23 protein-coding genes are annotated in these 23,636 nt (G+C 61.3%); 14 read left to right on the forward strand and 9 right to left on the reverse strand.

Features of this window, described 5'->3' with window-relative positions; translation table 11 throughout:
• Entirely contained in the window at positions 1-1,419 is a 1,419-nt protein-coding gene (locus V8689_RS22405) for an amino acid permease (protein ID WP_056791451.1), read from the reverse strand.
• 647 nt (positions 1,420-2,066) lie between these two features.
• Between V8689_RS22405 and V8689_RS22410 the strand changes: the two genes are divergently transcribed.
• A complete protein-coding gene (locus V8689_RS22410) occupies positions 2,067-2,204 on the forward strand; it encodes a hypothetical protein (RefSeq protein ID WP_003175756.1) in 138 nt (45 codons plus the stop codon).
• A gap of 73 nt (positions 2,205-2,277) precedes the next feature.
• Positions 2,278-3,237 (forward strand): hypothetical protein, encoded by a 960-nt coding sequence (locus tag V8689_RS22415; RefSeq protein ID WP_056791448.1) that lies wholly within the window; start codon positions 2,278-2,280, stop codon positions 3,235-3,237.
• Between the two features lie 191 nt (positions 3,238-3,428).
• On the opposite strand, the gene rluB is transcribed toward V8689_RS22415, so the two are convergent.
• The 6 genes from rluB to V8689_RS22445 form a co-directional block, all read right to left on the reverse strand.
• On the reverse strand, positions 3,429-4,637 hold the full coding sequence (gene rluB, locus V8689_RS22420) for a 23S rRNA pseudouridine(2605) synthase RluB (RefSeq protein ID WP_044267783.1): 1,209 nt from the start codon (positions 4,635-4,637) through the stop codon (positions 3,429-3,431).
• A 143-nt stretch (positions 4,638-4,780) separates the two neighbouring features.
• Complete coding sequence (locus V8689_RS22425; protein WP_034128540.1) at positions 4,781-4,972, reverse strand: DUF1289 domain-containing protein; 192 nt, start codon at positions 4,970-4,972, stop codon at positions 4,781-4,783.
• Positions 4,973-5,098: 126 nt separating this feature from the next.
• Positions 5,099-6,019 (reverse strand): SMC-Scp complex subunit ScpB, encoded by a 921-nt coding sequence (scpB, locus tag V8689_RS22430; protein ID WP_056791445.1) that lies wholly within the window; start codon positions 6,017-6,019, stop codon positions 5,099-5,101.
• Positions 6,020-6,031: 12 nt separating this feature from the next.
• Positions 6,032-6,730, reverse strand: a complete 699-nt coding sequence (locus tag V8689_RS22435) for a segregation and condensation protein A (RefSeq protein ID WP_164365898.1) — start codon at positions 6,728-6,730, stop codon at positions 6,032-6,034.
• Positions 6,731-6,850: 120 nt separating this feature from the next.
• Positions 6,851-7,480 (reverse strand): L-threonylcarbamoyladenylate synthase, encoded by a 630-nt coding sequence (locus V8689_RS22440; protein ID WP_003193796.1) that lies wholly within the window; start codon positions 7,478-7,480, stop codon positions 6,851-6,853.
• A 13-nt stretch (positions 7,481-7,493) separates the two neighbouring features.
• A complete protein-coding gene (locus tag V8689_RS22445) occupies positions 7,494-8,357 on the reverse strand; it encodes a PHP domain-containing protein (protein ID WP_056791434.1) in 864 nt (287 codons plus the stop codon).
• 87 nt (positions 8,358-8,444) lie between these two features.
• Here V8689_RS22445 and V8689_RS22450 point away from each other — a divergent pair, with 87 nt between their 5' ends.
• From V8689_RS22450 to V8689_RS22475, 6 genes are all read left to right on the forward strand, one after another.
• Positions 8,445-9,041, forward strand: a complete 597-nt coding sequence (locus V8689_RS22450) for a septation protein A (protein WP_044267795.1) — start codon at positions 8,445-8,447, stop codon at positions 9,039-9,041.
• Between the two features lies 1 nt (position 9,042).
• The gene (locus V8689_RS22455; protein ID WP_003193801.1) at positions 9,043-9,342 is read left to right on the forward strand and encodes a YciI family protein; all 300 of its coding nucleotides are present in this window, start codon (positions 9,043-9,045) and stop codon (positions 9,340-9,342) included.
• A 100-nt stretch (positions 9,343-9,442) separates the two neighbouring features.
• Positions 9,443-10,120 carry a response regulator transcription factor gene (locus tag V8689_RS22460; protein WP_056791432.1) on the forward strand — a complete coding sequence of 226 codons (678 nt, stop codon included), beginning with the start codon at positions 9,443-9,445 and terminating at the stop codon, positions 10,118-10,120.
• 249 nt (positions 10,121-10,369) lie between these two features.
• A complete protein-coding gene (locus V8689_RS22465) occupies positions 10,370-10,828 on the forward strand; it encodes an LTXXQ domain protein (protein WP_032895550.1) in 459 nt (152 codons plus the stop codon).
• A gap of 65 nt (positions 10,829-10,893) precedes the next feature.
• Positions 10,894-12,240, forward strand: a complete 1,347-nt coding sequence (locus V8689_RS22470; RefSeq protein ID WP_056791429.1) for a sensor histidine kinase — start codon at positions 10,894-10,896, stop codon at positions 12,238-12,240.
• Positions 12,241-12,277: 37 nt separating this feature from the next.
• Positions 12,278-13,627 (forward strand): CoA transferase, encoded by a 1,350-nt coding sequence (locus V8689_RS22475; protein WP_056791426.1) that lies wholly within the window; start codon positions 12,278-12,280, stop codon positions 13,625-13,627.
• 102 nt (positions 13,628-13,729) lie between these two features.
• Here V8689_RS22475 and V8689_RS22480 read toward each other — a convergent pair whose 3' ends face one another.
• Positions 13,730-14,593, reverse strand: a complete 864-nt coding sequence (locus V8689_RS22480; RefSeq protein WP_056791424.1) for a DNA-3-methyladenine glycosylase family protein — start codon at positions 14,591-14,593, stop codon at positions 13,730-13,732.
• Positions 14,590-16,017 (reverse strand): arginine-ornithine antiporter, encoded by a 1,428-nt coding sequence (gene arcD / locus V8689_RS22485; RefSeq protein ID WP_056791422.1) that lies wholly within the window; start codon positions 16,015-16,017, stop codon positions 14,590-14,592. The genes V8689_RS22480 and arcD (V8689_RS22485) overlap by 4 nt, the downstream gene beginning before the upstream one ends.
• Before the next feature lie 396 nt (positions 16,018-16,413).
• Between arcD (V8689_RS22485) and arcD (V8689_RS22490) the strand changes: the two genes are divergently transcribed.
• The 6 genes from arcD (V8689_RS22490) to V8689_RS22515 all read left to right on the forward strand — a co-directional run bounded on the left by arcD (V8689_RS22490) (position 16,414) and on the right by V8689_RS22515 (position 23,275).
• Complete coding sequence (gene arcD, locus V8689_RS22490; protein ID WP_032895542.1) at positions 16,414-17,841, forward strand: arginine-ornithine antiporter; 1,428 nt, start codon at positions 16,414-16,416, stop codon at positions 17,839-17,841.
• Positions 17,842-17,865: 24 nt separating this feature from the next.
• Positions 17,866-19,122: an arginine deiminase gene (gene arcA, locus V8689_RS22495; RefSeq protein ID WP_014719694.1), complete on the forward strand. Its 1,257-nt coding sequence runs from the start codon at positions 17,866-17,868 to the stop codon at positions 19,120-19,122.
• Between the two features lie 12 nt (positions 19,123-19,134).
• On the forward strand, positions 19,135-20,145 hold the full coding sequence (locus V8689_RS22500; RefSeq protein ID WP_056791419.1) for an ornithine carbamoyltransferase: 1,011 nt from the start codon (positions 19,135-19,137) through the stop codon (positions 20,143-20,145).
• Between the two features lie 136 nt (positions 20,146-20,281).
• Positions 20,282-21,211, forward strand: a complete 930-nt coding sequence (arcC, locus tag V8689_RS22505) for a carbamate kinase (RefSeq protein WP_032895541.1) — start codon at positions 20,282-20,284, stop codon at positions 21,209-21,211.
• 18 nt (positions 21,212-21,229) lie between these two features.
• Positions 21,230-21,592 (forward strand): DUF5064 family protein, encoded by a 363-nt coding sequence (locus V8689_RS22510; RefSeq protein ID WP_056791416.1) that lies wholly within the window; start codon positions 21,230-21,232, stop codon positions 21,590-21,592.
• Positions 21,593-21,766: 174 nt separating this feature from the next.
• Positions 21,767-23,275: a sigma-54-dependent transcriptional regulator gene (locus V8689_RS22515; RefSeq protein WP_056791412.1), complete on the forward strand. Its 1,509-nt coding sequence runs from the start codon at positions 21,767-21,769 to the stop codon at positions 23,273-23,275.
• The last annotated feature ends 361 nt before the right edge of the window (positions 23,276-23,636 follow it).

Here is a 23,636-nt window from a genome sequence, read left to right on the forward strand (position 1 = left end):
TTACTTCACCGTCAAGGCTTGGACTGCGACGGACTGCTGCGCCCGCTTGTTCTTGACCCAATAACAAACGCCCATGAACGCCACCCACACCGGGATCGCGTACACCGAGCGGTCAATGCCCGGAATCATCAACATGGTGCCCAGGATAAACACCACGAACGCTACACAGATGATGTTGCCATACGGGTACCACAGCGCCTTGAACAGCGGCACCTGGCCGATGCGGTTCATGTGCTGGCGGAACTTGAAGTGAGAGAAGCTGATCATCGCCCAGTTGATCACCAACGTGGCCACCACCAGCGACATCAGCAGTTCCAGCGCGTCATGGGGCATCAGGTAGTTCATCAACACCGCCACCAGGGTGATCGCCGCCGAGGCCAGGATCGAACGCACCGGTACGCCGCGCTTGTCGATCTTCGCCAGCGCCTTGGGCGCGTCGCCCTGCTCGGCCATGCCCAAGAGCATGCGGCTGTTGCAGTAGGTGCCGCTGTTGTACACCGACAGCGCGGCCGTCAGCACCACGAAGTTGAGGATATGCGCGGCCGTGTTACTGCCGAGCATCGAGAACACCTGCACGAACGGGCTACCGCTGTAGGCATCGCCGGAGGCGTTGAGGGTCGCCAAGAGGCTGTCCCATGGGGTGAGCGACAGCAGTACCACCAAGGCACCGATGTAGAAAATCAGGATGCGGTAGATCACCTGATTGATCGCCTTGGGGATCACGGTACGTGGCTGGTCGGCTTCGGCAGCGGTAAAGCCGAGCATTTCCAGGCCGCCGAAGGAGAACATGATGATCGCCATGGCCATCACCAAGCCGCCGACGCCATGGGGGAAGAAACCACCATGCTCCCACAGGTTGCTGACCGAGGCTTGCGGGCCGCCGCTGCCGCTGACCAGCAGATAGCTGCCCAGGGCAATCATGCCGACGATCGCCACCACCTTGATGATGGCAAACCAGAACTCGGCCTCACCGAAGACTTTGACGTTGGCCAGGTTGATCGCGTTGATCAGCACGAAGAACGCCGCCGCCGAGACCCAGGTCGGAATCTCCGGCCACCAGTAGTGCACGTATTTGCCGACGGCCGTCAGCTCCGACATACCCACCAGGATGTACAGAATCCAGCAGTTCCAGCCCGACAGGAAGCCGGCGAAACCGCCCCAGTACTTGTGGGCAAAGTGGCTGAAAGAGCCGGCAACCGGCTCCTCGACAATCATTTCGCCAAGCTGGCGCATGATCATGAAGGCGATAAAGCCGCAGATGGCATAGCCCAGGATCATCGACGGGCCGGCGGATTTGAGCACCCCGGCCGAGCCCAGGAACAGGCCGGTGCCGATGGCGCCACCGAGGGCGATCAACTGGATATGCCGGTTTTTCAGGCCGCGTTTCAGCTCGCCTGAAGAAGAATGGGGTCCACTCATGAAAAGGGTCTCACGCAAGGTTTGAAGAGTTGAATGCAGGTTGCTGCCGTGAATTACCGACTCAAGCAGCGCCGCTCAAACCCCAGCGCAGGCACCAGGAGTACAGCGTCTTTCTAATGGTCATGCGTCACCTGTTTGTTTTTATCTGTGACGAAATCGAACCCGTCCGGCTCGTGGCCAGGCGGAGTGATCAGGGGGATCAAACCCTGAGGTCTTGGCCTTTTGCGTGGGTACGCAAGGGGCGTCACAGTAAAACGCGGCGCATTGTACACCGCTCGACAGCTTCGGCACGCACCGGGAAAGTGCACAGGCGATTCTGTCAGCTAATGCTTACATCAGCGCAACCCCCAACAAAGCCAGGACATTTGCGTAAAGCTGTCGTTACACCCCGGAAAATCTGCGTTACAACCAGACTTCGGCAGCCCTCAACGGAATTCTGTCGGTAGGCAACCTCTGAAGAATCGCTTCAGCCAATTCACTGTTTTGCCTGAATAAAAAAATCCGCCAAAAAACAGAAGAAAAAATCCAAATGAAACCGTGTCAATAAATTTTTTGCATTTCGAAACACTCTCTTCTAGGTTCTTTGCACTTGCCCGCGAAGCCCGTGGGTGAGCCGTTCTCAATCAACGTCCTCTAGGAGATACACCATGCAAGCACTGGAAAACGACCTGGAAACCGAACTGCAACTCGACGATTGGTTTGAAGCGCCGACCCATGAGGCCGCCGTTGAAATGATGCAAGCCGATGCCGTTGTGCCTTTTGGCACCGCGATGTGGCCTTTCTAAAAACCGGCAGGCATCCGGCAGGCGCTGTGCACGGCGCCTGCCCCCTTACCCAAGGCACAGAAGGACACCCGTCATGGACAAGGCCCGCGCCGTCGAACACTTTCTCTACTACCTTGCGCACCACCCGGCCCTCAACGGCCTGAGCCGCCCCACCGTGTTGCTGGGCCATACCGCGCGCTATGACGCCATCGCCCAGGCGATCACCCACGGCAGCGCCGCCCGCTTCAACTTCCAACTGCAACGCCTGGACCTGGCGCCCAGCGACACCCTGGCCCAGGCCATTCAAACCTGCGACCTGTACCTGTTTCTCTACGACTCCTCCACGCTGCCCAACCCACGCGCCGAAGGCCCGGACTTTATCCGCGCCCTGCAAGGCGTGATGGCCGAGCATTGGAAAAAATCCCTGCTGTTCAAGGATTACGGCGACTATTTCTACGACACCTTCAGCGTCGAGCCCCAACGCATCGCCGACCTCAACGCCACGCTGATCCGGCGCATGGCCCAGGCCCACGTGCTGAGCTTTACCGACAAACACGGTTCGCGCCTGGAAGCGCCGATGAGCAGCATCAAGAAGTGGACCAATATCAACGGCGTCGGCAACCACGACCTGGCCCCCGGCGAAATCGCCACCCACAGCGAAGCCATCAACGGCCAGGTGCGGTTTGTCGGCACCTTCCTCAGCACCATCCCCTTTGCGCGCAAATACGGCGTGCTGCAATCGCCGCTGGAGTTATGGATCGAAAACTCCACCGTTTGCAGCGTGGCCAGTGATGTGCCGGGGCTGGCGGATGACTTCAACAAATACCTGAATGCCAACCCGTCCAACCGTCGCGTAGAGGAATTGGGGATTGGCACCAATGAAGGGGTCAAGGACCTGTATGCGCGCAATGCCGGGTTTGAAGAGCGCCATTGCGGGTTGCACCTGGGCTTGGGTGGCGGGCAGAAGGGCAGCCATCACCTGGACCTGATCTTCGCCAGTGGGGTGTTGGCGCTGGATGACAAGCCGGTGTTTGATGGCGCCTTTGCCTTTTAAAAGACCGTCAGACGTGTAGAGCCCCCTGTGGGAGCCGGGCTTGCCCGCGATAGCGGTGGGTCAGTTAGCATAAAGGTGACTGACCCACCGCTATCGCAGGCAAGCCAGCTCCCACAGTGGGTTGCATTTCAAATTCAGGTCGAAAAAAACGCCAACCCTAGGGTTGGCGTTTTTGTGCAGCGCTTAACGCATCACTGCGGCTTCTTGCGACCAAAACCAGGGCGCTGGCCGGAACCGGCCGGTGCGCCACGGCGCTTGCCCGACGGCTCGTCCGCGACCAGTTTCGGGCCAGGGCGCTTGTTCGCCGCTGGCTTGGCTGGACGCTTGGTGCTGGCGTTGTCGGCCGGGCGATCCGATTCACCACGGTTGCTGCGACCACCCGCCGGGGCAGGACGCGGCGTACGTGGCGCACGCTCACCTTCTTGACGCGCTGGCGCCGTGGGGCGGCGCTCGCCTTCAATGTGCGGTTGACGCGAGATACGACCGCCGGTGGCCGGTGCATCCAGCGCAGGGCGCAGGGTGCGGGCAACACGTTCGGTACGTGGCACCGGGCGCGACGATTTACGCTGCATACGCTCAAGCTTGTCTTTGCTCTTGGCGTTCATCTGCGGCATGGCAACCGGCGTCAGGCCCACTTCGGCGCTGAGGATATCGACTTCGTACTGGCTCATTTCGCGCCAGCGGCCCATCGGCAGGTCGGAGTTCAGGAACACCGGGCCAAAACGCACGCGCTTGAGGCGGCTGACCACCAGGCCCTGGGACTCCCACAGGCGACGCACTTCACGGTTACGGCCTTCCATCACCACGCAGTGGTACCAGTGGTTGAAACCTTCGCCACCTGGCGCCTGCTTGATGTCGGTGAACTTGGCCGGGCCGTCTTCGAGCACCACGCCCGCCTTGAGGCGTTCGATCATCTCGTCATCGACTTCACCACGTACACGCACGGCGTATTCACGGTCCATCTCGTAGGACGGATGCATCAGGCGGTTGGCCAACTCACCGTCAGTGGTGAACATCAGCAAGCCGGTGGTGTTGATGTCCAGGCGGCCGATGTTGATCCAGCGGCCTTCTTTAGGCTTGGGCATCTTGTCGAACACGGTCGGACGGCCTTCCGGGTCGTCACGGGTGCAGATCTCGCCGTCGGGCTTGTTGTACATGATCACGCGGCGCACCGATTCGGCGGCCTCTTCACGCTTGATGACCTTGCCATCAATGGTGATCGCATCGTGCAGGTCGACGCGCTGGCCGAGGGTGGCCTCGACGCCGTTGACCTTGATGCGCTTCTGGGTGATCCAGGCTTCGACGTCGCGGCGCGAGCCCACGCCGATACGCGCCAGCACCTTTTGCAGTTTCTCGCCTGCTGGGCCGATTTCCTGGTCTTTCTGGTCTTGGTCATTCATCGTAAGCACCTCCCGGTGGGTCGATTCAGGCGTGGCCTGAGGGTATTGAAAGCGGGGCCTTGGCCGAATAGGTCGGCAAGGGGTCGCGAATCATACGCGCATGGCGCGTGTTGCGCATCACAGACTAGCCGATAACGCCCAGCTCATTTACTTTTCCGCCGACCGGTGGCCCCCAGGGCCAGCAATCGCAGCTCGGCTTCGGCCAGAACCGTGCGCTTGTCGGCTTTGTCGAGTTTCTTCCAGGCACGGATTTCACGCTTGCTGCGGCCACAGCCGACGCAGATGTCGTCGTTGAATTTGCAGATGCTGATGCACGGGTCTTTCATGGCACTCATGGTCGATCCTTTGTGGGAGCTGGCTTGCCTGCGATGGCATCACCTCCTTGCATCTGAAAGACCGAGGCGTCTGCATCGCAGGCAAGCCAGCTCCCACATGGGTTGCGCGGTGAACGTCAGAGCCGGTCAGTCTTCGAATTGGCGGCGTTCGTTTTCGATGGCTTCAGCCAGCGCCCGAGCTTCGTCTTCTTCGTCGCTCAGGGGCGGCTGTTCAAGAGCAGCAACAGCGGCCAGGAGTTTTTCCCGGGCCTCGGCCACGCCGAGAATATCTTCCTCGGTTTGGACCTCAGGCTCGGATTCAACGTTCACCTGGGTTTGCGGCTCTGCCGCACCATCACGCAGCAAATCATCGAAGTCGGTCTTGATGCCCTGCTCCATGTCGTCCAGTTCCAGCAACAGCGTATGGAAACTGGTCTCGTCCTTGGGCTCCTCCGGCTCGGCGCTGGCGTCGGCCAGTTCCTGCAGGCTTTGCGGCACCGGCGCGTCGTCGAAGTCGAGCACCGGCTCGGCTTCCATTTCCCGCAGCTCGGCGAGGGGTGGCAAATCGTCGAGGTTTTTCAGGTTGAAATGATCGAGGAACACCTTGGTGGTGGCGAACATCGCCGGTTTGCCCGGCACGTCGCGGTAGCCGACGATACGGATCCACTCGCGCTCCAGCAGGGTCTTGACGATATGGCTGTTGACCGCCACGCCACGCACGTCTTCGATCTCGCCGCGGGTGATGGGCTGGCGATAGGCGATCAGCGCCATGGTCTCCAGCATCGCCCGGGAATAGCGCTGCGGGCGCTCTTCCCACAACCGCCCGACCCACGGCGAAAACTTCTCACGGATCTGCAGGCGGTAACCCGACGCCACTTCGCGCAGTTCAAAGGCACGGCCCTCGCAGGACTTGCGCAGGATCTCCAAGGCCTTCTTGAAGACCGGTGGCTCCGGGCGTTCGGCTTCTTCAAAAAGCTCGAACAGGCGCTCCAAAGATTGCGGTTTACCCGAGGCCAGGAGAAAGGCCTCCAGCAAAGGGGCCAGTTCGCGGGGTTCAGTCAGATTCATCAATTCAGCTCGTTATTCGGCTCGCGCCCGCACGTGGATAGCCGCAAAAGGCTCATTCTGCACCAGCTCGACCAAGGACTCCTTGACCAGCTCAAGGATCGCCATAAAGGTCACCACCACGCCCAGGCGCCCTTCTTCGGCGGTGAACAACTCGACAAAGGGCACAAACCCACCGCCCTTGAGGCGCTCCAGCACATCGCTCATGCGCTCGCGGGTAGACAGCGCTTCACGGCTGACCTGGTGGCTCTCAAACATATCGCCACGGCGTAGCACCTCGGCCATGGACATCAGCAATTCTTCCAGGCTCACGTCTGGCAGCAACTTGCGCGCGCGCGCCTCGGGGGCGTCGAGCTTGGGCACCACCACATCACGGCCCACACGGCTCAGGCCGTCGATGCCTTCGGCGGCAGCCTTGAAGCGTTCGTACTCTTGCAGGCGGCGGATCAGCTCAGCGCGTGGGTCATCCTCTTCGGCTTCCACCGTCTCCGAGCGCGGCAGCAGCATGCGCGACTTGATCTCGGCAAGCATGGCCGCCATCACCAGGTACTCGGCAGCCAGCTCCAGGCGCACCGACTGCATCAGCTCGACATAGCCCATGTACTGGCGGGTGATTTCCGCCACCGGGATGTCGAGGATGTTGATGTTCTGCTTGCGGATCAGGTACAGCAGCAAGTCCAGCGGGCCTTCGAAGGCTTCAAGGAATACCTCCAGGGCGTCCGGCGGGATGTACAGGTCCAGGGGCATTTCCATGACCGCCTGGCCGTACACCATAGCAAACGGCAGTTCCTGCTGGGCGCCGGCCTGGGGATCAGCGGTTTCCACGGCCGACATTCAGGCCTCGACCATGAACGGAGCCGGGTCGCCACAACCCACACGCACTACTTCTGGCTCGCCGTCGGCCAGGTTGATCACCGTGGAGGCCTTGTTGCCGCCGTAGCCGCCGTCGATGATCAGGTCGACGTGTTTTTCCAGCAAACGGCGCATTTCGTAAGGGTCGTACAACGGCTCGGTTTCGCCGGGCAGGATCAACGACACGCTCATCAGCGGTTCGCCCAACTCGGCCAGCAGCGCCAGGGCGATCGGGTGTTCCGGCACGCGCAGGCCGATGGTGCGCTTCTTGGGGTGCAGCAACAGACGCGGCACTTCGCGGGTGGCGTTGAGGATGAACGTGTAGGGCCCTGGCGTGTGGGCCTTGAGCAGGCGGAAGGTGCCGGTGTCGACCTTGGCGAACAGCCCGAGCTGGGACAAGTCGCTGCAGATCAGCGCAAAGTTGTGCTTGTCGTCCAGCTGGCGCAAGCGTCTTACGCGCTCGACCGCGCCCTTGTCGCCGATCTGGCAGCCAATGGCATAGGAAGAATCCGTCGGGTAGATGACTACCCCACCGGCACGGATGATTTCCACGGCCTGCTTGATCAGGCGCGCCTGAGGGTTTTCCGGATGAATCTGGAAGAATTGGCTCACGTACTCTACCTGTTCAGACGGTGGCAATAATGGGGTCATGCTTGAATCGCCCCCACAACAGCGGCAGATCTTCCGGGACCTGGCGATACTCGCCAATCTCGGACCAGCCGCCTGGGCCATGAAAATCACTGCCGGCACTGACCAGCAGACCAAATTCGCGGGCAAGGATCGCCAGGCTGCCGACCTGTTCGGCGGGTTGATGCCCGTTGACCACCTCGATGGCGTGGCCACCCGCTCCAATATAGTCGCTGATCAGCTTGCGGCGCTTGCTGCGGGTGAAATCGTAATGCCAGGGGTGCGCCAGGCTGACCCAGGCCCCGGAGTCCCGCAGGGTCTGGACGGTGTCTTCCAGGGTCGGCCAGTGCAGCTTCACATCGCCCAACTTGCCGGCGCCCAGCCATTTGCGAAAGGCTTCGGCGCGATCCTTCACATAGCCTTCACGCACCATCCAGTCGGCAAAGTGCGGACGGGCCGGTGCGTTGCCGCTGTCGCCCAGCTCTTGCTGGATTGCCCGGGCGCCGTCTAGGGCACCCGGCATGCCTTTAAGGCTGAGCTTGCGGCTTATTTCTTCGGACCGCAGCCAGCGGCCATCGTGCAATTGGGCAATCGCCGCCACCAAGGGTGGGGCCTTTTGATCAAAACCGTAGCCCAGCACATGGATGGTGGCGCCGCCCCAGGTGCAGGACAATTCCACGCCATTGACCAGCTGCATGCCCAGGGAATGCGCGGCCTGGCGGGCTTCATCGAGGCCTTCGAGGGTGTCGTGGTCGGTCAATGCCAAAACTCGCACGCCTTTTTCAAACGCACGCGCAACCAGTACCGCGGGCGCCAGGGCGCCGTCGGAGGCCGTGCTGTGGCAGTGCAAATCAACATTCACGGGAGTGTGTAACCTCAAGTCAGCTGGCGCTATCGCAACCAAGGATGTTTGTTATTATGCCGCCACATCCAGCTTCTGGCTCTTACTGTGAAACAATTCATCGACTTCATCCCGCTGTTGCTGTTTTTCATCGTTACCAAACTCGACCCCAGGGTCATCGAAATAGCCGGCCACGAGCTATCGTTCGGGGGCATCTACAGCGCCACGGCCGTACTGATCGTCAGCTCCATCGTGGTCTACGGCGCCATCTTCATCTCCCAGCGCAAGCTGGAAAAAAGCCAGTGGCTCACCCTTATCGCCTGCCTGGTCTTCGGTGGCCTGACCCTGGCCTTCCACAGCGAAACCTTCCTTAAATGGAAAGCCCCGGTGGTGAACTGGCTGTTCGCCCTGGTGTTCATCGGCAGCCACTTCATTGGTGACCGCCTGCTGATCAAGCGGATCATGGGCCATGCGCTGACCTTGCCGGAGCCGGTGTGGGTACGCCTGAACGTGGCCTGGATCGTGTTTTTCCTGTTCTGCGGCGCCGCCAACCTGTTCGTGGCGTTTACCTTCCAGGACTACTGGGTCGACTTCAAAGTGTTCGGCAGCCTGGGCATGACCGTGTTGTTTTTGATCGGCCAAGGTATCTACCTGTCGCGCCATTTGCATGACACCGCTGCTACCACACCAAAAACCGAGGACTGACATGCTCTACGCCATCATTGCCACCGACGTTGCCAACTCGCTGGAAAAACGCCTGAGCGTACGCCCGGCCCACGTTGAACGCCTCAAACAGCTGCAGGCCGAAGGCCGCATCGTACTGGCCGGCCCGCACCCTGCCGTCGACAGCAACGACCCGGGCGACGCCGGTTTCACCGGCAGCCTGATCGTGGCCGAGTTCGCCTCCCTGGCCGACGCCGAGGCCTGGGCCAAGGCAGACCCTTACGTTGCAGCAGGCGTCTACACCGATGTGGTGATCAAGCCGTTCAAGCAAGTCTTGCCTTGAGCCCGGCTGCGTCGAACCTAATCGTATCGGCGTACTCCTAATGGCTCACGGCGTCACCGGTGGGGCCTTCGCCGCCGACAATGGCTAAATTGAGTGAGTCATGAGCGAGCTGTTACTGATAGATGATGACCAGGAGCTCTGTGAGCTGCTGACCAGTTGGCTGAGCCAGGAAGGTTTCCAGGTGCGCGCCTGCCACGACGGCTTGAGCGCCCGTAAAGCCTTGGCCGACACTGCGCCTGCGGCCGTCGTGCTCGACGTGATGCTGCCCGACGGCAGCGGCCTGGAGCTGCTCAAGCAATTGCGCAACGACCACCCGGAGCTGCCGGTGCTGATGCTCTCGGCCCGGGGCGAACCCCTGGACCGCATCCTCGGCCTGGAACTGGGCGCCGACGACTACCTGGCCAAGCCCTGTGACCCCCGCGAGCTGACGGCGCGCCTACGCGCCGTATTACGCCGCAGTCACCCGGCCGCGGTATCTACGCAGCTGGAACTGGGCGACCTGTGCTTCAGCCCGGTGCGCGGCGTGGTCAGCATCGATGAACAGGAGTTCGCCCTCACCGTCTCCGAAAGCCGCCTGCTTGAAGCGCTGCTGCGTCAACCCGGCGAGCCCCTGGACAAACAGGAACTGGCGCAGATCGCCCTGGGCCGCAAGCTGACCCTGTATGACCGCAGCCTGGACATGCACGTCAGCAACCTGCGCAAAAAGATCGGCCCGCATCCTGATGGCCGACCACGGATTGTGGCGTTGCGTAGTCGTGGTTACTACTACAGCCTCTAAACATCACGCTTAACCCTGTGGGAGCTGGCTTGCCTGCGATAGCGGTGGGCCAGTTAGCATAAGGTGACTGACACACCGCTATCGCAGGCAAGCCAGCTCCCACCATTGATTTCATCACCTTCAAGGGTTTTGTCAGTGCTTATCAAACCCGTCTTTACCGAAGCTTTACCCTCCCCTGACCGCCGCTGACCTTGCTCTGCGTAACCTACTCACATCCGGACTCACCGGAATAGAGACAGGAGATACACCATGCGCAAGACCCTTATCGCTTTGATGTTCGCCACCGCCCTGCCCACCGTTGCCATGGCAATGCCAGAAGGCCCAGGCCCGATGGGTGGGCCTGAAAGCCGCATGATGGGTGGCCCAGGCCACGGTGAACACGGCCCGCGTGGCAAAGGCGGCCCGTTCAGCCAGCTGGACTTGAGCAAGGAACAGCGCGAGCAGATCCGCAAGCTGATGGGTGACCAATGGCACGCCCGCAAAGACCTGACCCAAAAGTACCTGGACAAACTCCCGGCCGCTGACCAGAAGGCCATGCAGGACGAAATCGCCGCCGGCAAGCAGAAAACCCAGGCCGATATTCGCGCCGTGCTCAAGCCCGACCAGCAGAAGAAGTACGACGATATCGTCAAGAAGCAAGCCGAGCGCCGCGCCGAATGGAAAGAGTTCCAGGCCTGGAAAGCCCAGCAAGCGCAAAAAGCGCAATAATGGCCTAGCTTCACCCCCAGCCCAGTGGTTCACGCCGCTGGGCTTTTCCTGTTTGAGGGTTTCCTGTGCGTTCATTGTTCTGGCGTATCCTGGCGAGTTTCTGGCTGGCCATCGCCCTGGTTGCCGGGTTATCGATCCTGCTTGGGCACATGCTCAACCAGGACGCCTGGATTCTCAGCCGCCACCCTGGCCTCAACAACCTGGCCCAGGAGTGGACGCAGCTCTACGAAACCCAGGGCGAAGACGCCGCCCAGGACTTGTTGCAGCAGCGCAAACGCCAGTACCACATCGACGTGCAAGTGCTTAACGAAAGCGGCGACCCGGTGGTACGCGGCACCTTCCCGCGCCGCGCCGCCGCCTTCGAAGCCCGGCAGAACGACAGCCAGGACGGCCACCTGCCCTGGCGACGCCTGACCGCCGAGTACACCAGCGCCAAAACCGGCGATACCTACCTGCTGATCTACCGTATTCCTCACCCCGAGCTGGACGCCTGGCACCGCAGCAGCCTGCTGTGGCCCCTCAGTGCATTGGCGATTACCCTGGTGGTGCTGACCCTGTTCAGCCTGCTGGTGACCCTGTCCATCACCCGCCCGCTCAGCCGTCTGCGCGGCGCGGTGCATGACCTGGGGCAAACCACCTATCAACAGAACAGCCTGGCGCAACTGGCCAACAGGCGTGATGAATTCGGCGTGCTGGCCAACGACTTCAACCGCATGGGCGCGCGCCTGCAAAGCCTGATCGGCAGCCAGCGCCAGTTGCTGCGCGACGTCTCCCACGAACTGCGCTCACCCCTGGCGCGCTTGCGTATCGCCCTGGCCCTGGCCGAACGCGCCAGCCCCGAAGAACGGGAAAAACTCTGGCCACGCCTGACCCGCGAATGCGATCGCCTGGAAGCCTTGATCAGCGAAATTTTGGTATTGGCACGGGTCGACGCCGACAACGCCAGCGCCGAAGACATCGACCTCAACCCGTTGCTTAAAACGCTGCAAAAGGACGCCCAACTCAGTGCCCCCGAGCAAGTGGTGCAACTGACGACGGCCAATGATTTGCAGCTCAAAGGCTGGCCGACCATGATCGAACGCGCCGTGGATAACCTGCTGCGCAATGCCCAGCGCTTCAACCCGGCTGGCCAACCGATTGAATTGCAGGCCCAGCATCAAGGCGGGCGCATTCTGATCAGCGTACGCGACCATGGCCCCGGCGTTGAAGCCGAGCACCTGAGCCAATTGGGCGAGCCGTTCTACCGTGCGCCCGGCCAAACCGCCCAAGGCCATGGCCTGGGCCTGGCCATCGCCCGTCGCGCCGCCGAGCGCCATGGCGGCAACCTGATCCTGGCCAACCATCCCGAGGGCGGTTTTATCGCCAGCATCGAACTGCCCTTGATCCCTGGGGTTGCCACACCGGTGGGATGATCTTCTATAGTGGCCCTTCTCTTACGGAGGGCCTTTGATGACTGACCTGCTGACTCCCATCCAAGCCGCGCTCGCTTTACCGCACGCCCCACTGCCCCAGACCCAGGCCGGTGCCCTGCCCTCGACCTTCGCCGTCACTGACCTGGCAGCCGCCAGCATCGGCGCCGCCGGCCAGGCCGTCGCCCAGTTGATTGAGCAACAAACCGGGCGCCTGCCCAGCGTCAGTGTGGATCGGCGCCTGGCCTCGTTGTGGTTCTCCTCGTCGATTCGCCCCGTGGGTTGGCAAGTGCCGCCTTTGTGGGACCCGGTAGCGGGTGATTACGCCAGCGTCGATGGCTGGATCCGCTTGCACACCAACGCGCCCCATCATCGTGCAGCGGCCGAGCGGGTATTGGGACCTGCCGCTGATCGCGCAGCCATGGCGAGCAAAGTCGCAACCTGGAAAGCCGCCGAACTGGAACAGGCGGTGGTCGATGCGGGCGGTTGTGCGGCGCAGATGCGTAGCTGGCAAGCCTGGCAGCAGCATCCCCAAGGCTTGGCAGTAAACGCCGAGGCGTTGATCCAGCGCCAGGTCTTCGAACCCGGCATCGACAAACCCTGGCTCGGTTCCGCGGCGCGCCCACTGGCCGGCATCAAGGTGCTGGATTTGACCCGCGTACTGGCCGGCCCGGTGGCCAGTCGTTTCCTCGCCGGCTTAGGTGCCGACGTACTGCGCATCGACTCGCCCACTTGGAACGAACCTGGGGTGGTGCCGGAAATGACCCTCGGCAAACGCTGCGCCCGCCTTGATTTAAAGAGCCGGGAAGGCCGACAGGTGTTCGAAGCGTTGCTCAAGGACGCCGACATCCTGTTCCACGGCTACCGCGCCGATGCCCTGGAGCAACTGGGTTACACCCTTGGCGAGCGGCAACACATCGCCCCCGGCCTGATCGATGTCAGCCTCAACGCCTACGGCTGGAGCGGCCCTTGGCGTAATCGTCGTGGCTTTGACAGCCTGGTGCAGATGAGCAGCGGGATTGCCGAGGCCGGCATGGCCTGGAAACAGATGGATAAACCAATGCCGCTACCGGTGCAGGCGCTGGATCACGCCACCGGCTATTTGATGGCCGCCAGTGCGATCCGGGCGTTGGCCGAGCGGCTGAAATCCGGACGCGGCGGATCGGCGCGCTTGTCGTTGGCGCGTACGGCGAAGTTGCTGGTGGAGGCCGGGCCAGTGGCACAGCAAGCGGCATTGCGCGAGGAAGACATTAATGACCAAGGCCTGGTGGTGGAGCAAACAGCCTGGGGCCAGGCCCATCGGCTACTGGCGCCACTGAGCATCAGTGGCACGCCGTTACAGTGGGATTTGCCGGCGGTGGAACTGGGCTCGCACCGGCCTCAATGGTGATCCGGGCACCGCTATCGCAGGCAAGCCAGCTCCCACAGGATCAGACAACGCGGTCCACTGTGGGAGCCGGGCTTGCCCGCGATGGGGCCATCACCGTCGCCATCAATCCCCGCGGTTCAACGACGTCCACAAATGCTGCGCCGCATACGCCCTCAACGGTCGCCACGCCTCGGCCCGCGCCAATAACTGCCGCGCCGACACCGGCCCACCCTCCAAGGCCGCCAAAGCGTTGATCAGCCCGATATCCCCCGGCGCAAACGCATCCGCCTCGCGCAACTGGCGCATGGCGATGTACTGCGCGGTCCACTCTCCGATCCCCTGCAACGCCACTAACCGTGCAACGCCCTCCTTGAGACTGGCCTTGGGTTCGAAAAGCTGAGGATCATCCAACAGCGCCTGGGCCACACCAGACAAGGTACGCCCCCGCGCCTTGGGCATGCCCAGGGTGGCCAGGTCCGCCGCCGCCAGCACTTCAGGTGTCGGAAACAGGTGGGTGATACCAGCATGCGGGGTTTGCACCGCCTGGCCATACTGCGCCACCAACTTGCCCGCCAGACGAATCGCCGCCACCACGGTGATCTGCTGGCCCAGCACTGCACGCATCGCCAGTTCCAACCCATCCCAGGTGCCAGGCAACCGCAGGCCAGGGCGGGCCGCAACCAGTTGCGCCATCAGGGGGTCCTGCGCCAATTGCGCGTTGATTAACAAAGGCACGGCATCCAGATCAAACATCCTGCGCAAGCGCCGCTCGATCTCAGGCATGGCGCCAGGCTCGGGAAAGTCGACCGTCACCTCCAGCCAATCCCCCGCCCCCCGTTCGACGCTGATCCAGCCATGTATCCCCGCCACACTGATGCTGCGTCGATACACGCCGGCGACCACGGTTTCCAAGCCGGTAATCGCTCGCACCGATAAGAACCCCAGCATCGCCGCCCAATCGTAGGGCGGTTGATACGCCAATCTCACAGTGACAATACCCCGCTGTACAGCCCATACGCGGCCAACCCGGCGCCCGCGATCACGCCGCTGAAAATGCCTTTTTCCACGGTGGTAAACAAGGGCTGGCCCTGCTCGCGCTTGGCCAGGGCAAACAGGATCACGCCCGGTGCGTACAGCAACGCCGACAGCAGCAAGTACTTCAAGCCCCCCGCGTACAGCAGCCAGATCGCGTAGCCGAGAGCAACCAGCCCCACCAGCAGGTCTTTCATGCGCCGGCGCTGCCAGCCGGTATAGGTTTCGCCGCGCGCGCTCAATAGCACCGCATAGGCCGCCGACCACAAATAAGGCACCAGGATCATCGACGACGCCAGGTAGATCAGGGTGGTGTAGGTGCTGGCTGAAAACAGCGTGATCACCAGGAATGCCTGGATCATCACGTTGGTCAGCCATAAGGCATTGACCGGCACCTGATTGGCGTTTTCCTTCTTCAGGAAGGCCGGCATGGTCTTGTCCTGGGCGGTGGCATAGAGGATTTCCGCGCACAGCAAGGCCCAGGAGAGCAACGCCCCGAGCAGCGAAACCGCCAGGCCGAGGCTGATCAATACCGCGCCCCAAGGCCCGACGATATGCTCCAACACCCCCGCCAGGGACGGGTTCTGCAACTGCGCCAGTTCCGGCTGGCTCATGATGCCCAGTGACAGCACGTTCACCAGCACCAGCAAGGCCAGCACGCCCACGAAGCCAATCACCGTGGCGCGCCCCACGTCCGAGCGTTTCTGTGCCCGTGCCGAGTACACACTGGCGCCTTCGATGCCGATAAAGACAAACACCGTGACCAGCATCATGTGACGCACCTGCTCGACCACGCTGCCCATCTGCGGGTTACCCAGGCCCCAGATATCGCGGGTGAAGATATCCGCCTTGAATGCAACCGCAGCGATCACGATAAACATCAGCAGCGGCACGATCTTCGCCACCGTCGTTACCTGATTGATGAACGCGGCCTCTTTGATCCCGCGCATCACCAGAAAATGCACCGCCCACAGCAACAGCGACGCGCAGCCGATGGCCAGCGGGGTATTGCCCTGGCCGAACGCCGGAAAAAAGTAGCCCAGGGTGCTGAACAGCAAGACGAAATAACCGACGTTGCCCATCCACGCACTGATCCAGTAACCCCAGGCGGATGAAAAGCCCATGTAGTCGCCGAAACCCGCCTTGGCGTAGGCATACACCCCGGAATCCAGTTCGGGCTTACGGTTCGCCAACGTCTGAAACACAAAGGCCAAGGTCAGCATGCCGATAGCGGTGATTGCCCAGCCGATCAGTATGGCGCCCACCTCGGCACGGGCGGCCATGTTCTGCGGCAATGAAAAGATGCCGCCGCCAATCATCGAGCCCACCACCAGGGCGATCAGGGCACTGAGCCGAAGTTTCTGGGCGGGTTGGGACATGCAGGTTCCTCAAAATAAACGGTTGGGCGACAACTGCGCACACAAGTAATTCAAATTAATGACGTTGTCATAACATAAGGATATGTAAAGGCCGGAAGTTTAGGCTTATTTAGAATTTAAATACGTCAATTATGAAGCGATAGTCAAACAACGTACAAAAAATTTGCACATTCGCAAATAAGAACTAGCGTCAACACCCATGCCCTCGACCAAATGATTAACCACAAAGCAGATAGCGCTCTAGCAAGCGCCTTTGCGGGATTTCTTCGCCCACAAAATCTCACCCTAAGTCGTTAATTCACAATGGAATGTGCCAATGAAGTGATCTGAGTCAGCTGTTTGATTAGCGCACGGAATTATTCTGTGGTCTCTCTTCTCCTGCATTGGAGTCATGCAATGTCTGAAACTCCCGGAAAACTTCGATTAGGCGCCCTGGTCGCACTTGTCGTCGGCTCGATGATTGGCGGCGGCATCTTTTCATTGCCGCAAAACATGGCCGCCAGCGCCGATGTCGGTGCGGTGTTGATTGGCTGGGTGATTACCGCCATCGGCATGTTGACCCTCGCCTTCGTGTTCCAGACCCTCGCCAACCGCAAACCCGACCTCGACGGCGGGGTATACGCCTACGCCAAGGCCGGTTTCGGCGACTACATGGGCTTTTCATCCGCCTGGGGTTATTGGATCAGCGCCTGGCTGGGCAACGTCGGCTACTTCGTATTGCTGTTCAGCACCCTGGGCTACTTTTTCCCAGTCTTTGGCGAAGGCAACACGCCGACGGCGGTGATCGCTGCGTCAGTGCTGTTGTGGGCCGTGCATTTCCTGGTGCTGCGCGGAATCAAGGAAGCCGCGTTCATCAACCTGGTGACCACCGTCGCCAAGGTGGTGCCGCTGCTGCTGTTCGTGCTCATCGCCCTGTTCGCGTTCAAGCTGGACATCTTCACCGCTGACATCTGGGGCGTGAAAAACCCTGACCTGGGCAGTGTGATGAACCAGGTGCGCAACATGATGCTGGTCACCGTGTGGGTGTTTATCGGCATCGAAGGCGCGAGCATCTTCTCGTCCCGGGCCGAAAAACGCAGCGACGTGGGCAAGGCCACCGTGATCGGCTTTATCACCGTGCTGCTGTTCCTGATGCTGGTGAACGTGCTGTCCCTGGGAATCATGACCCAACCGGAACTGGCCAAGCTGCAGAACCCGTCGATGGCCGCCGTGCTGGAGCATGTGGTGGGCCACTGGGGCGCGGTGCTGATCAGCGTGGGCTTGATCATCTCGCTGCTTGGCGCGCTGCTGTCTTGGGTGCTGCTATGTGCGGAGATCATGTTCGCCGCCGCCAAAGACCACACCATGCCGGAGTTCCTGCGCAAGGAAAACGCCAACCATGTGCCGGTCAACGCGCTGTGGCTGACCAACGCAATGGTGCAGATATTCCTGGTGATCACGCTGTTTTCCGCCAGCACTTACCTGTCGCTGATCTACCTCGCCACCTCGATGATCCTGGTGCCTTACCTGTGGTCGGCGGCCTACGCCCTGCTGCTGGCGGTACGCGGCGAGACCTACGAGAACGCCCTCAAAGAGCGCAAGAAAGACCTGTTCATCGGCGCCATCGCCCTGATCTATGCGATCTGGCTGCTGTATGCCGGCGGCACCAAATACCTGCTGCTCTCCGCCCTGCTCTACGCCCCCGGCGCGATCCTGTTCGCCAAGGCCAAGCGTGAACTGGGCAAACCGATTTTCACCCCCGTCGAGAAGCTGATTTTCGCCGCAGTGGTCATTGGCGCCCTGGTGGCGGCCTATGGGCTCTACGACGGCTTCCTGACCCTGTAATTGTTGTTCACTGGAGGATCTGTAATGACCACGGAAAAAGTGAAGTACGGCGTACATTCCGAAGCCGGCAAACTGCGCAAAGTCATGGTGTGCTCCCCAGGCTTGGCCCACCAGCGGCTGACCCCCAACAACTGCGACGAACTGCTGTTCGATGACGTGCTGTGGGTGGCCCAGGCCAAGCGCGACCACTTCGACTTCGTCACCAAGATGCGCGAGCGGGACATTGATGTGCTGGAAATGCACAACCTGCTCACCGACATCGTCGCCAACCCCGAAGCGCTGGACTGGATCCTGGAGCGCAAGATCACCGCCAACACCGTAGGCCTGGGCCTGGTCGACGAAGTCGGCTCGTGGCTGCGCAGCCTGGAGCCGCGCAAAATCAGCGAGTACCTGATAGGCGGCGTGTCGGCCGACGACCTGCCGAGCAGCTTCGGTGGCAAGACCATCGAGATGTTCCGCGATTTTCTCGGCCACGCCAGTTTCATCCTGCCGCCGCTGCCCAACACCCAGTTCACCCGCGACACCACCTGCTGGATCTACGGCGGCGTGACGCTCAACCCGATGTACTGGCCGGCGCGACGTCAGGAAACCCTGCTGACCAGCGCCATCTATAAATTCCACCCTGAGTTCACCAACGCGGACTTCCAGATCTGGTACGGCGATCCCGACCAGGAACATGGCGCCGCGACGCTGGAAGGCGGCGACGTGATGCCGATTGGCAACGGCGTGGTGTTGATCGGCATGGGCGAACGCTCGTCCCACCAGGCCATCGGCCAACTGGCGCGCAACCTGTTCCAGAACAAAGCCGTGGAACGCGTCATCGTTGCCGGCCTGCCCAAATCCCGCGCGGCGATGCACCTGGACACCGTGTTCAGCTTCTGCGACCGCGACCTGGTCACCGTCTTCCCCGAAGTGGTCAACCAGATCGTGCCGTTCACCCTGCGCCCTGACGAGAGCAAGCCTCACGGCATCGACATCCAGCGCGAGAAAACCAACTTCCTCGAAACCGTGGCCGCAGCCCTCAACCTCAAGGCCCTGCGCGTGGTCGAGACCGGCGGCAACAGCTTCGCCGCCGAACGCGAACAATGGGATGACGGCAACAACGTGGTGGCCGTAGAGCCGGGCGTGGTGATTGGCTACGACCGCAATACCTACACCAACACCTTGCTGCGCAAGGCCGGTGTGGAAGTGATCACCATCAGCGCCGGTGAACTCGGCCGTGGCCGTGGCGGCGGCCACTGCATGACCTGCCCGATCATCCGCGACCCTATCGACTACTAAGGAGATTCCATCATGGCTTTCAATATGCGCAACCGCAGCCTGCTGTCGCTGATGCACCACACCACCCGCGAGCTGCATTACCTGCTGGACCTGTCCCGCGACCTCAAGCGTGCCAAATACACCGGCACCGAGCGTCCGCACCTGAAGGGCAAGAACATCGCGCTGATCTTCGAAAAGACCTCGACCCGCACCCGTTGTGCCTTCGAAGTCGCGGCCCACGACCAAGGCGCCCACGTCACCTATATCGACCCGGTGTCGTCGCAGATCGGCCACAAAGAAAGCATGAAAGACACCGCCCGCGTACTGGGCCGGATGTTCGATGCCATTGAATACCGTGGCTTTGAACAGGAAATCGTCGAAGAACTGGCCAAGTTCGCCGGTGTGCCGGTGTTCAACGGCCTCACCGCCGAATTCCACCCAACCCAGATGATCGCCGACACTATGACCATGCGCGAACACAGCGACAAGCCGCTGCATGACATCAGCTACGCCTACCTGGGGGACGCCCGCTACAACATGGGCAACTCGCTGCTGATGATCGGCGCAAAGCTCGGCATGGACGTGCGCATCGGCGCGCCGAAAGCGCTGTGGCCCCATGAAGATTTCATCAAGCAGTGCCAGGCCTTTGCCGAGGAAAGCGGCGCACGCATCACCATCACCGAAGACCCGAAAGAAGCCGTGAAGGGCGTGGACTTCATCCACACCGATATCTGGGTGTCCATGGGCGAACCGGTGGAAGCGTGGGACGAGCGCATCGAGCAACTGCTGCCCTACCAAGTCAACGCCAAGATGATGAAAGCCTCGGGCAACCCTCGGGTGAAATTCATGCATTGCCTGCCGGCGTTCCACAACAGTGAAACCAAGGTCGGCAAGGACATCGCAGCGCGCTATCCGCACCTGGCCAATGGCGTGGAAGTGACCGAAGAGGTGTTCGAGTCGCCGGCCAATATCGCCTTCGAGCAGGCGGAAAACCGCATGCATACCATCAAGGCGATTCTGGTGTCGGCGTTGGCAGATATCTAACCCCACTCTGATCGTTCCCACGCTCCGCGTGGGAATGCAGCCAGTGGCGCTCTGCGCCACAAGAGCGGACGCAGAGCGTCCGGTGAGGCATTCCCACGCAGAGCGTGGGAACGATCATTCTAGAAGGACATTCTGTATGCGCATCGTCGTAGCCCTGGGCGGCAACGCCCTCCTGCGTCGTGGTGAACCCATGACCGCAGACAATCAACGGGCCAACATCCGTATCGCCACCGAACAGATCGCCAAGATCCACCCCGGCAACGAGCTGGTGATCGCCCACGGCAATGGCCCGCAAGTGGGCCTGCTGTCATTGCAGGCAGCGGCCTACACCAGCGTCTCGCCTTACCCGCTGGACGTGCTGGGCGCCGAGACCGAGGGCATGATCGGCTACATCATCGAACAGGAACTGGGCAACCTGCTGGACTTTGAAGTGCCGTTCGCCACCCTGCTCACCCAAGTGGAAGTGGACGCCAAGGACCCGGCCTTCCAGAACCCCACCAAACCCATCGGCCCGGTGTACGCCAAAGCCGAAGCCGAGAAACTCGCCGCCGAGAAAGGCTGGGCCATCGCGCCCGACGGCGACAAATACCGCCGCGTGGTCGCCAGCCCGCGCCCCAAACGCATCTTTGAAATCCGCCCGATCAAATGGCTGCTGGAGAAAAAAGCCATCGTGATCTGCGCCGGCGGTGGCGGCATCCCCACCATGTATGGCGAAGACGGCAAGCTGCGCGGCATTGAAGCCGTGATCGACAAAGACCTGTGCTCCTCCTTGCTGGCCACGCAACTGGAAGCCGATTTACTGGTGATCGCCACCGACGTCAACGCCGCCTTTATCGACTTCGGCAAGCCCACCCAGAAGGCCATCGGCCAGGCCCACCCGGACGACATGGAAAAACTCGGCTTCGCCGCCGGCTCCATGGGGCCCAAGGTCCAAGCCGCCTGCGAGTTCGCCCGCCAGACTGGCAAAACCGCGGTGATCGGTTCACTCTCGGACATCGAAGCCATCGTCCAGGGCAGCGCCGGCACGCGCATCAGCACGGCAACACCTGGCATCACCTACCTGTGAAGTTGAGGAGAAACGCCTATGGCTATCTTTGAACCCGGCCACCTGCATATCGAGCGACACGCGCTGAACAAGGACGATGTCAGCTACGACCTGAGCCTGGACTATCAAGTCGTCACGGATGAGCGCGAAGGCAAAGGCATGCAGTTCACGCTGCATGGCAGCATCCAGGGCAAGGCCATGAAAGAGACCTTTTTCCTGCCCAAGGACCAGGCCTACAACTTCGCCAGCAATGTGACCAAGATTGTCGAAAAATACGGCATTCCCAAGACCCATAGCAGCGTCGGCTCGCAGCACAAGCACTACGATCTGATGTTCGAGGATGTGCGCCAGCAGTTGGGTATGAAATCCGGCGACCCAGTCAAACCCGAACACCTGGAATAACCTGCCCCCCCAATCGAATGTGGGAGCTGGCTTGCCTGCGATAGCGACCTGTCAGACGATATTTTCGGTGACTGACCCACCGCCATCGCAGGCAAGCCAGCTCCCACATTTTGATCTCTACCGGCTCCAAGGCATACTGGCCACCCTCAGCACTCCAGAATCAAGATCCGCCCCATGCGTATCCACGTCAGCTTCATCGACCGCGTCGGCATCACCCAGGAAGTCCTGGCCTTGCTCGGTGGGCGCAATCTCAATCTGGATGCGGTGGAGATGGTGCCGCCCAACGTCTATATCGACGCGCCGACCCTCAGCCCCGAAGTGCTCGAAGAACTGCGCGACGCGTTGTTCAGCGTGCACGGCGTGCAGGCGGTAAAGGTCGTCGACATTCTTCCGGGCCAGCGCCGCCACTTGCAACTCGACGCCCTGCTGGCGGCCATGACCGACCCGGTACTGGCCCTGGACAGCGCCGGTAAGATCCTGCTGGCCAACCCGGCGTTGATCGCCTTGTACGGCCGTGAGCCGGCTGGCGAAAGCATCGCCGAGCTGTTCGATGACGCGGCATTGCTGGAGACCCTGCTGGAGCAAGGCTTTCGCTTGCCGCTGCGCGAGATCAGCGTGAATGGCCAGACCTTGCTACTGGGCGCCACGCCAATCACCGACGCGGGCGCCCTTCTCACCCTTTACCAACCCAACCGCATCGGCGAACAACTGTCGGCGCTGCACCATGACCATGCAGAAGGGTTTGATGCGCTGTTGGGCGAGTCCCCGGCGATCCGCACGCTCAAGGCCCGGGCGCAACGGGTGGCGGCGCTGGATGCACCGCTGCTGATCCAGGGCGAAACCGGCACCGGCAAAGAGCTGGTGGCCCGCGCCTGCCATGCCATCAGTACGCGTCACAGTGCGCCGTTTCTGGCGCTGAACTGCGCGGCGCTGCCGGAAAACCTCGCCGAAAGCGAATTGTTCGGCTATGCGCCTGGCGCCTTTACCGGCGCGCAACGCGGTGGCAAACCGGGGCTGATGGAGCTGGCCAACCAGGGCACGGTGTTCCTCGATGAGATCGGTGAAATGTCGCCGTACCTGCAAGCCAAACTGCTGCGCTTTCTCAATGACGGCAGCTTTCGTCGCGTGGGTGGCGACCGCGAAGTGAAGGTCAATGTGCGCATCCTCAGCGCCACCCACCGCGACCTGGAAAAGATGGTCAGCGAAGGCACCTTTCGCGAAGACTTGTTCTACCGCCTCAACGTGCTCAATGTCGCCGTACCGCCCTTGCGTGAACGCGGCCAGGACATCCTGCTGCTGGCGCGCTACTTCATGCAGCAAGCCTGCGCGCAGATCCAGCGCCCGGTCTGCCGCCTCGCGCCGGGTACCTATCCAGCCCTGCTGGGCAACCACTGGCCGGGCAACGTGCGGCAGTTGCAAAACGTGATCTTCCGCGCTGCCGCCATCTGCGAAAGCAGCCTGGTGGACATTGGCGACCTGGACATCGCCGGCACCTCCGTGGCGCGCCAGAACGATGGTGAAGTCGACAGCCTGGAACAGGCCGTGGAAGATTTCGAGCGCAGCCTGCTGGAAAGCCTCTACAGCCGCTACCCCTCCACACGCCAACTGGCCAGCCGCTTGCAAACCTCCCACACGGCGATCGCCCACCGCCTGCGCAAGTACGGCATTCCCAACAAACCCTGACGGAATAAACGCGGTTCAAATGTGGGAGCTGGCTTGCCTGCGATAGCGGTGGGTCATCCAACGCCTTAGTGACGGGTAGACCGCCATCGCAGGCAAGCCAGCTCCCACAGAGACCCAAACCAGATTTGGTCTGAGAACGACATTCAGTGTACTGAAAGCGCTACAGCGTAACGATATCGCTACAACCCTGTTTTTTGCGCGCCATGCAAGGCTTTGATCCACATAGGCTTTTTTTCATGCGCCCGACTGTAGCGAAATCGCTACAGCTCGTTACGCCCACCTTGTTGCTGAATTCGATAAGTAATTGATATACAACGACTTAATAACATTGGCCGCAATATTGCTAAGCAACTCCCCATTA

The sequence above is a fragment of the Pseudomonas sp. AK181 genome (genome assembly GCF_051122975.1).
Taxonomy (GTDB): Bacteria; Pseudomonadota; Gammaproteobacteria; order Pseudomonadales; family Pseudomonadaceae; genus Aquipseudomonas; species Aquipseudomonas lactis.

Coding starts and splice junctions, on each gene's coding strand:
- V8689_RS22405 (WP_056791451.1), bottom strand. CDS start 1,419: ATGAGTGGACCCCATTCTTCTTCAGGCGAGCTGAAACGCGGCCTGAAA.
- V8689_RS22410 (WP_003175756.1), top strand. CDS start 2,067: ATGCAAGCACTGGAAAACGACCTGGAAACCGAACTGCAACTCGACGAT.
- V8689_RS22415 (WP_056791448.1), top strand. CDS start 2,278: ATGGACAAGGCCCGCGCCGTCGAACACTTTCTCTACTACCTTGCGCAC.
- rluB (WP_044267783.1), bottom strand. CDS start 4,637: ATGAATGACCAAGACCAGAAAGACCAGGAAATCGGCCCAGCAGGCGAG.
- V8689_RS22425 (WP_034128540.1), bottom strand. CDS start 4,972: ATGAGTGCCATGAAAGACCCGTGCATCAGCATCTGCAAATTCAACGAC.
- scpB (WP_056791445.1), bottom strand. CDS start 6,019: ATGAATCTGACTGAACCCCGCGAACTGGCCCCTTTGCTGGAGGCCTTT.
- V8689_RS22455 (WP_003193801.1), top strand. CDS start 9,043: ATGCTCTACGCCATCATTGCCACCGACGTTGCCAACTCGCTGGAAAAA.
- V8689_RS22460 (WP_056791432.1), top strand. CDS start 9,443: ATGAGCGAGCTGTTACTGATAGATGATGACCAGGAGCTCTGTGAGCTG.
- V8689_RS22465 (WP_032895550.1), top strand. CDS start 10,370: ATGCGCAAGACCCTTATCGCTTTGATGTTCGCCACCGCCCTGCCCACC.
- V8689_RS22475 (WP_056791426.1), top strand. CDS start 12,278: ATGACTGACCTGCTGACTCCCATCCAAGCCGCGCTCGCTTTACCGCAC.
- arcD (WP_056791422.1), bottom strand. CDS start 16,017: ATGTCCCAACCCGCCCAGAAACTTCGGCTCAGTGCCCTGATCGCCCTG.
- arcD (WP_032895542.1), top strand. CDS start 16,414: ATGTCTGAAACTCCCGGAAAACTTCGATTAGGCGCCCTGGTCGCACTT.
- arcA (WP_014719694.1), top strand. CDS start 17,866: ATGACCACGGAAAAAGTGAAGTACGGCGTACATTCCGAAGCCGGCAAA.
- V8689_RS22500 (WP_056791419.1), top strand. CDS start 19,135: ATGGCTTTCAATATGCGCAACCGCAGCCTGCTGTCGCTGATGCACCAC.
- arcC (WP_032895541.1), top strand. CDS start 20,282: ATGCGCATCGTCGTAGCCCTGGGCGGCAACGCCCTCCTGCGTCGTGGT.
- V8689_RS22510 (WP_056791416.1), top strand. CDS start 21,230: ATGGCTATCTTTGAACCCGGCCACCTGCATATCGAGCGACACGCGCTG.
- V8689_RS22515 (WP_056791412.1), top strand. CDS start 21,767: ATGCGTATCCACGTCAGCTTCATCGACCGCGTCGGCATCACCCAGGAA.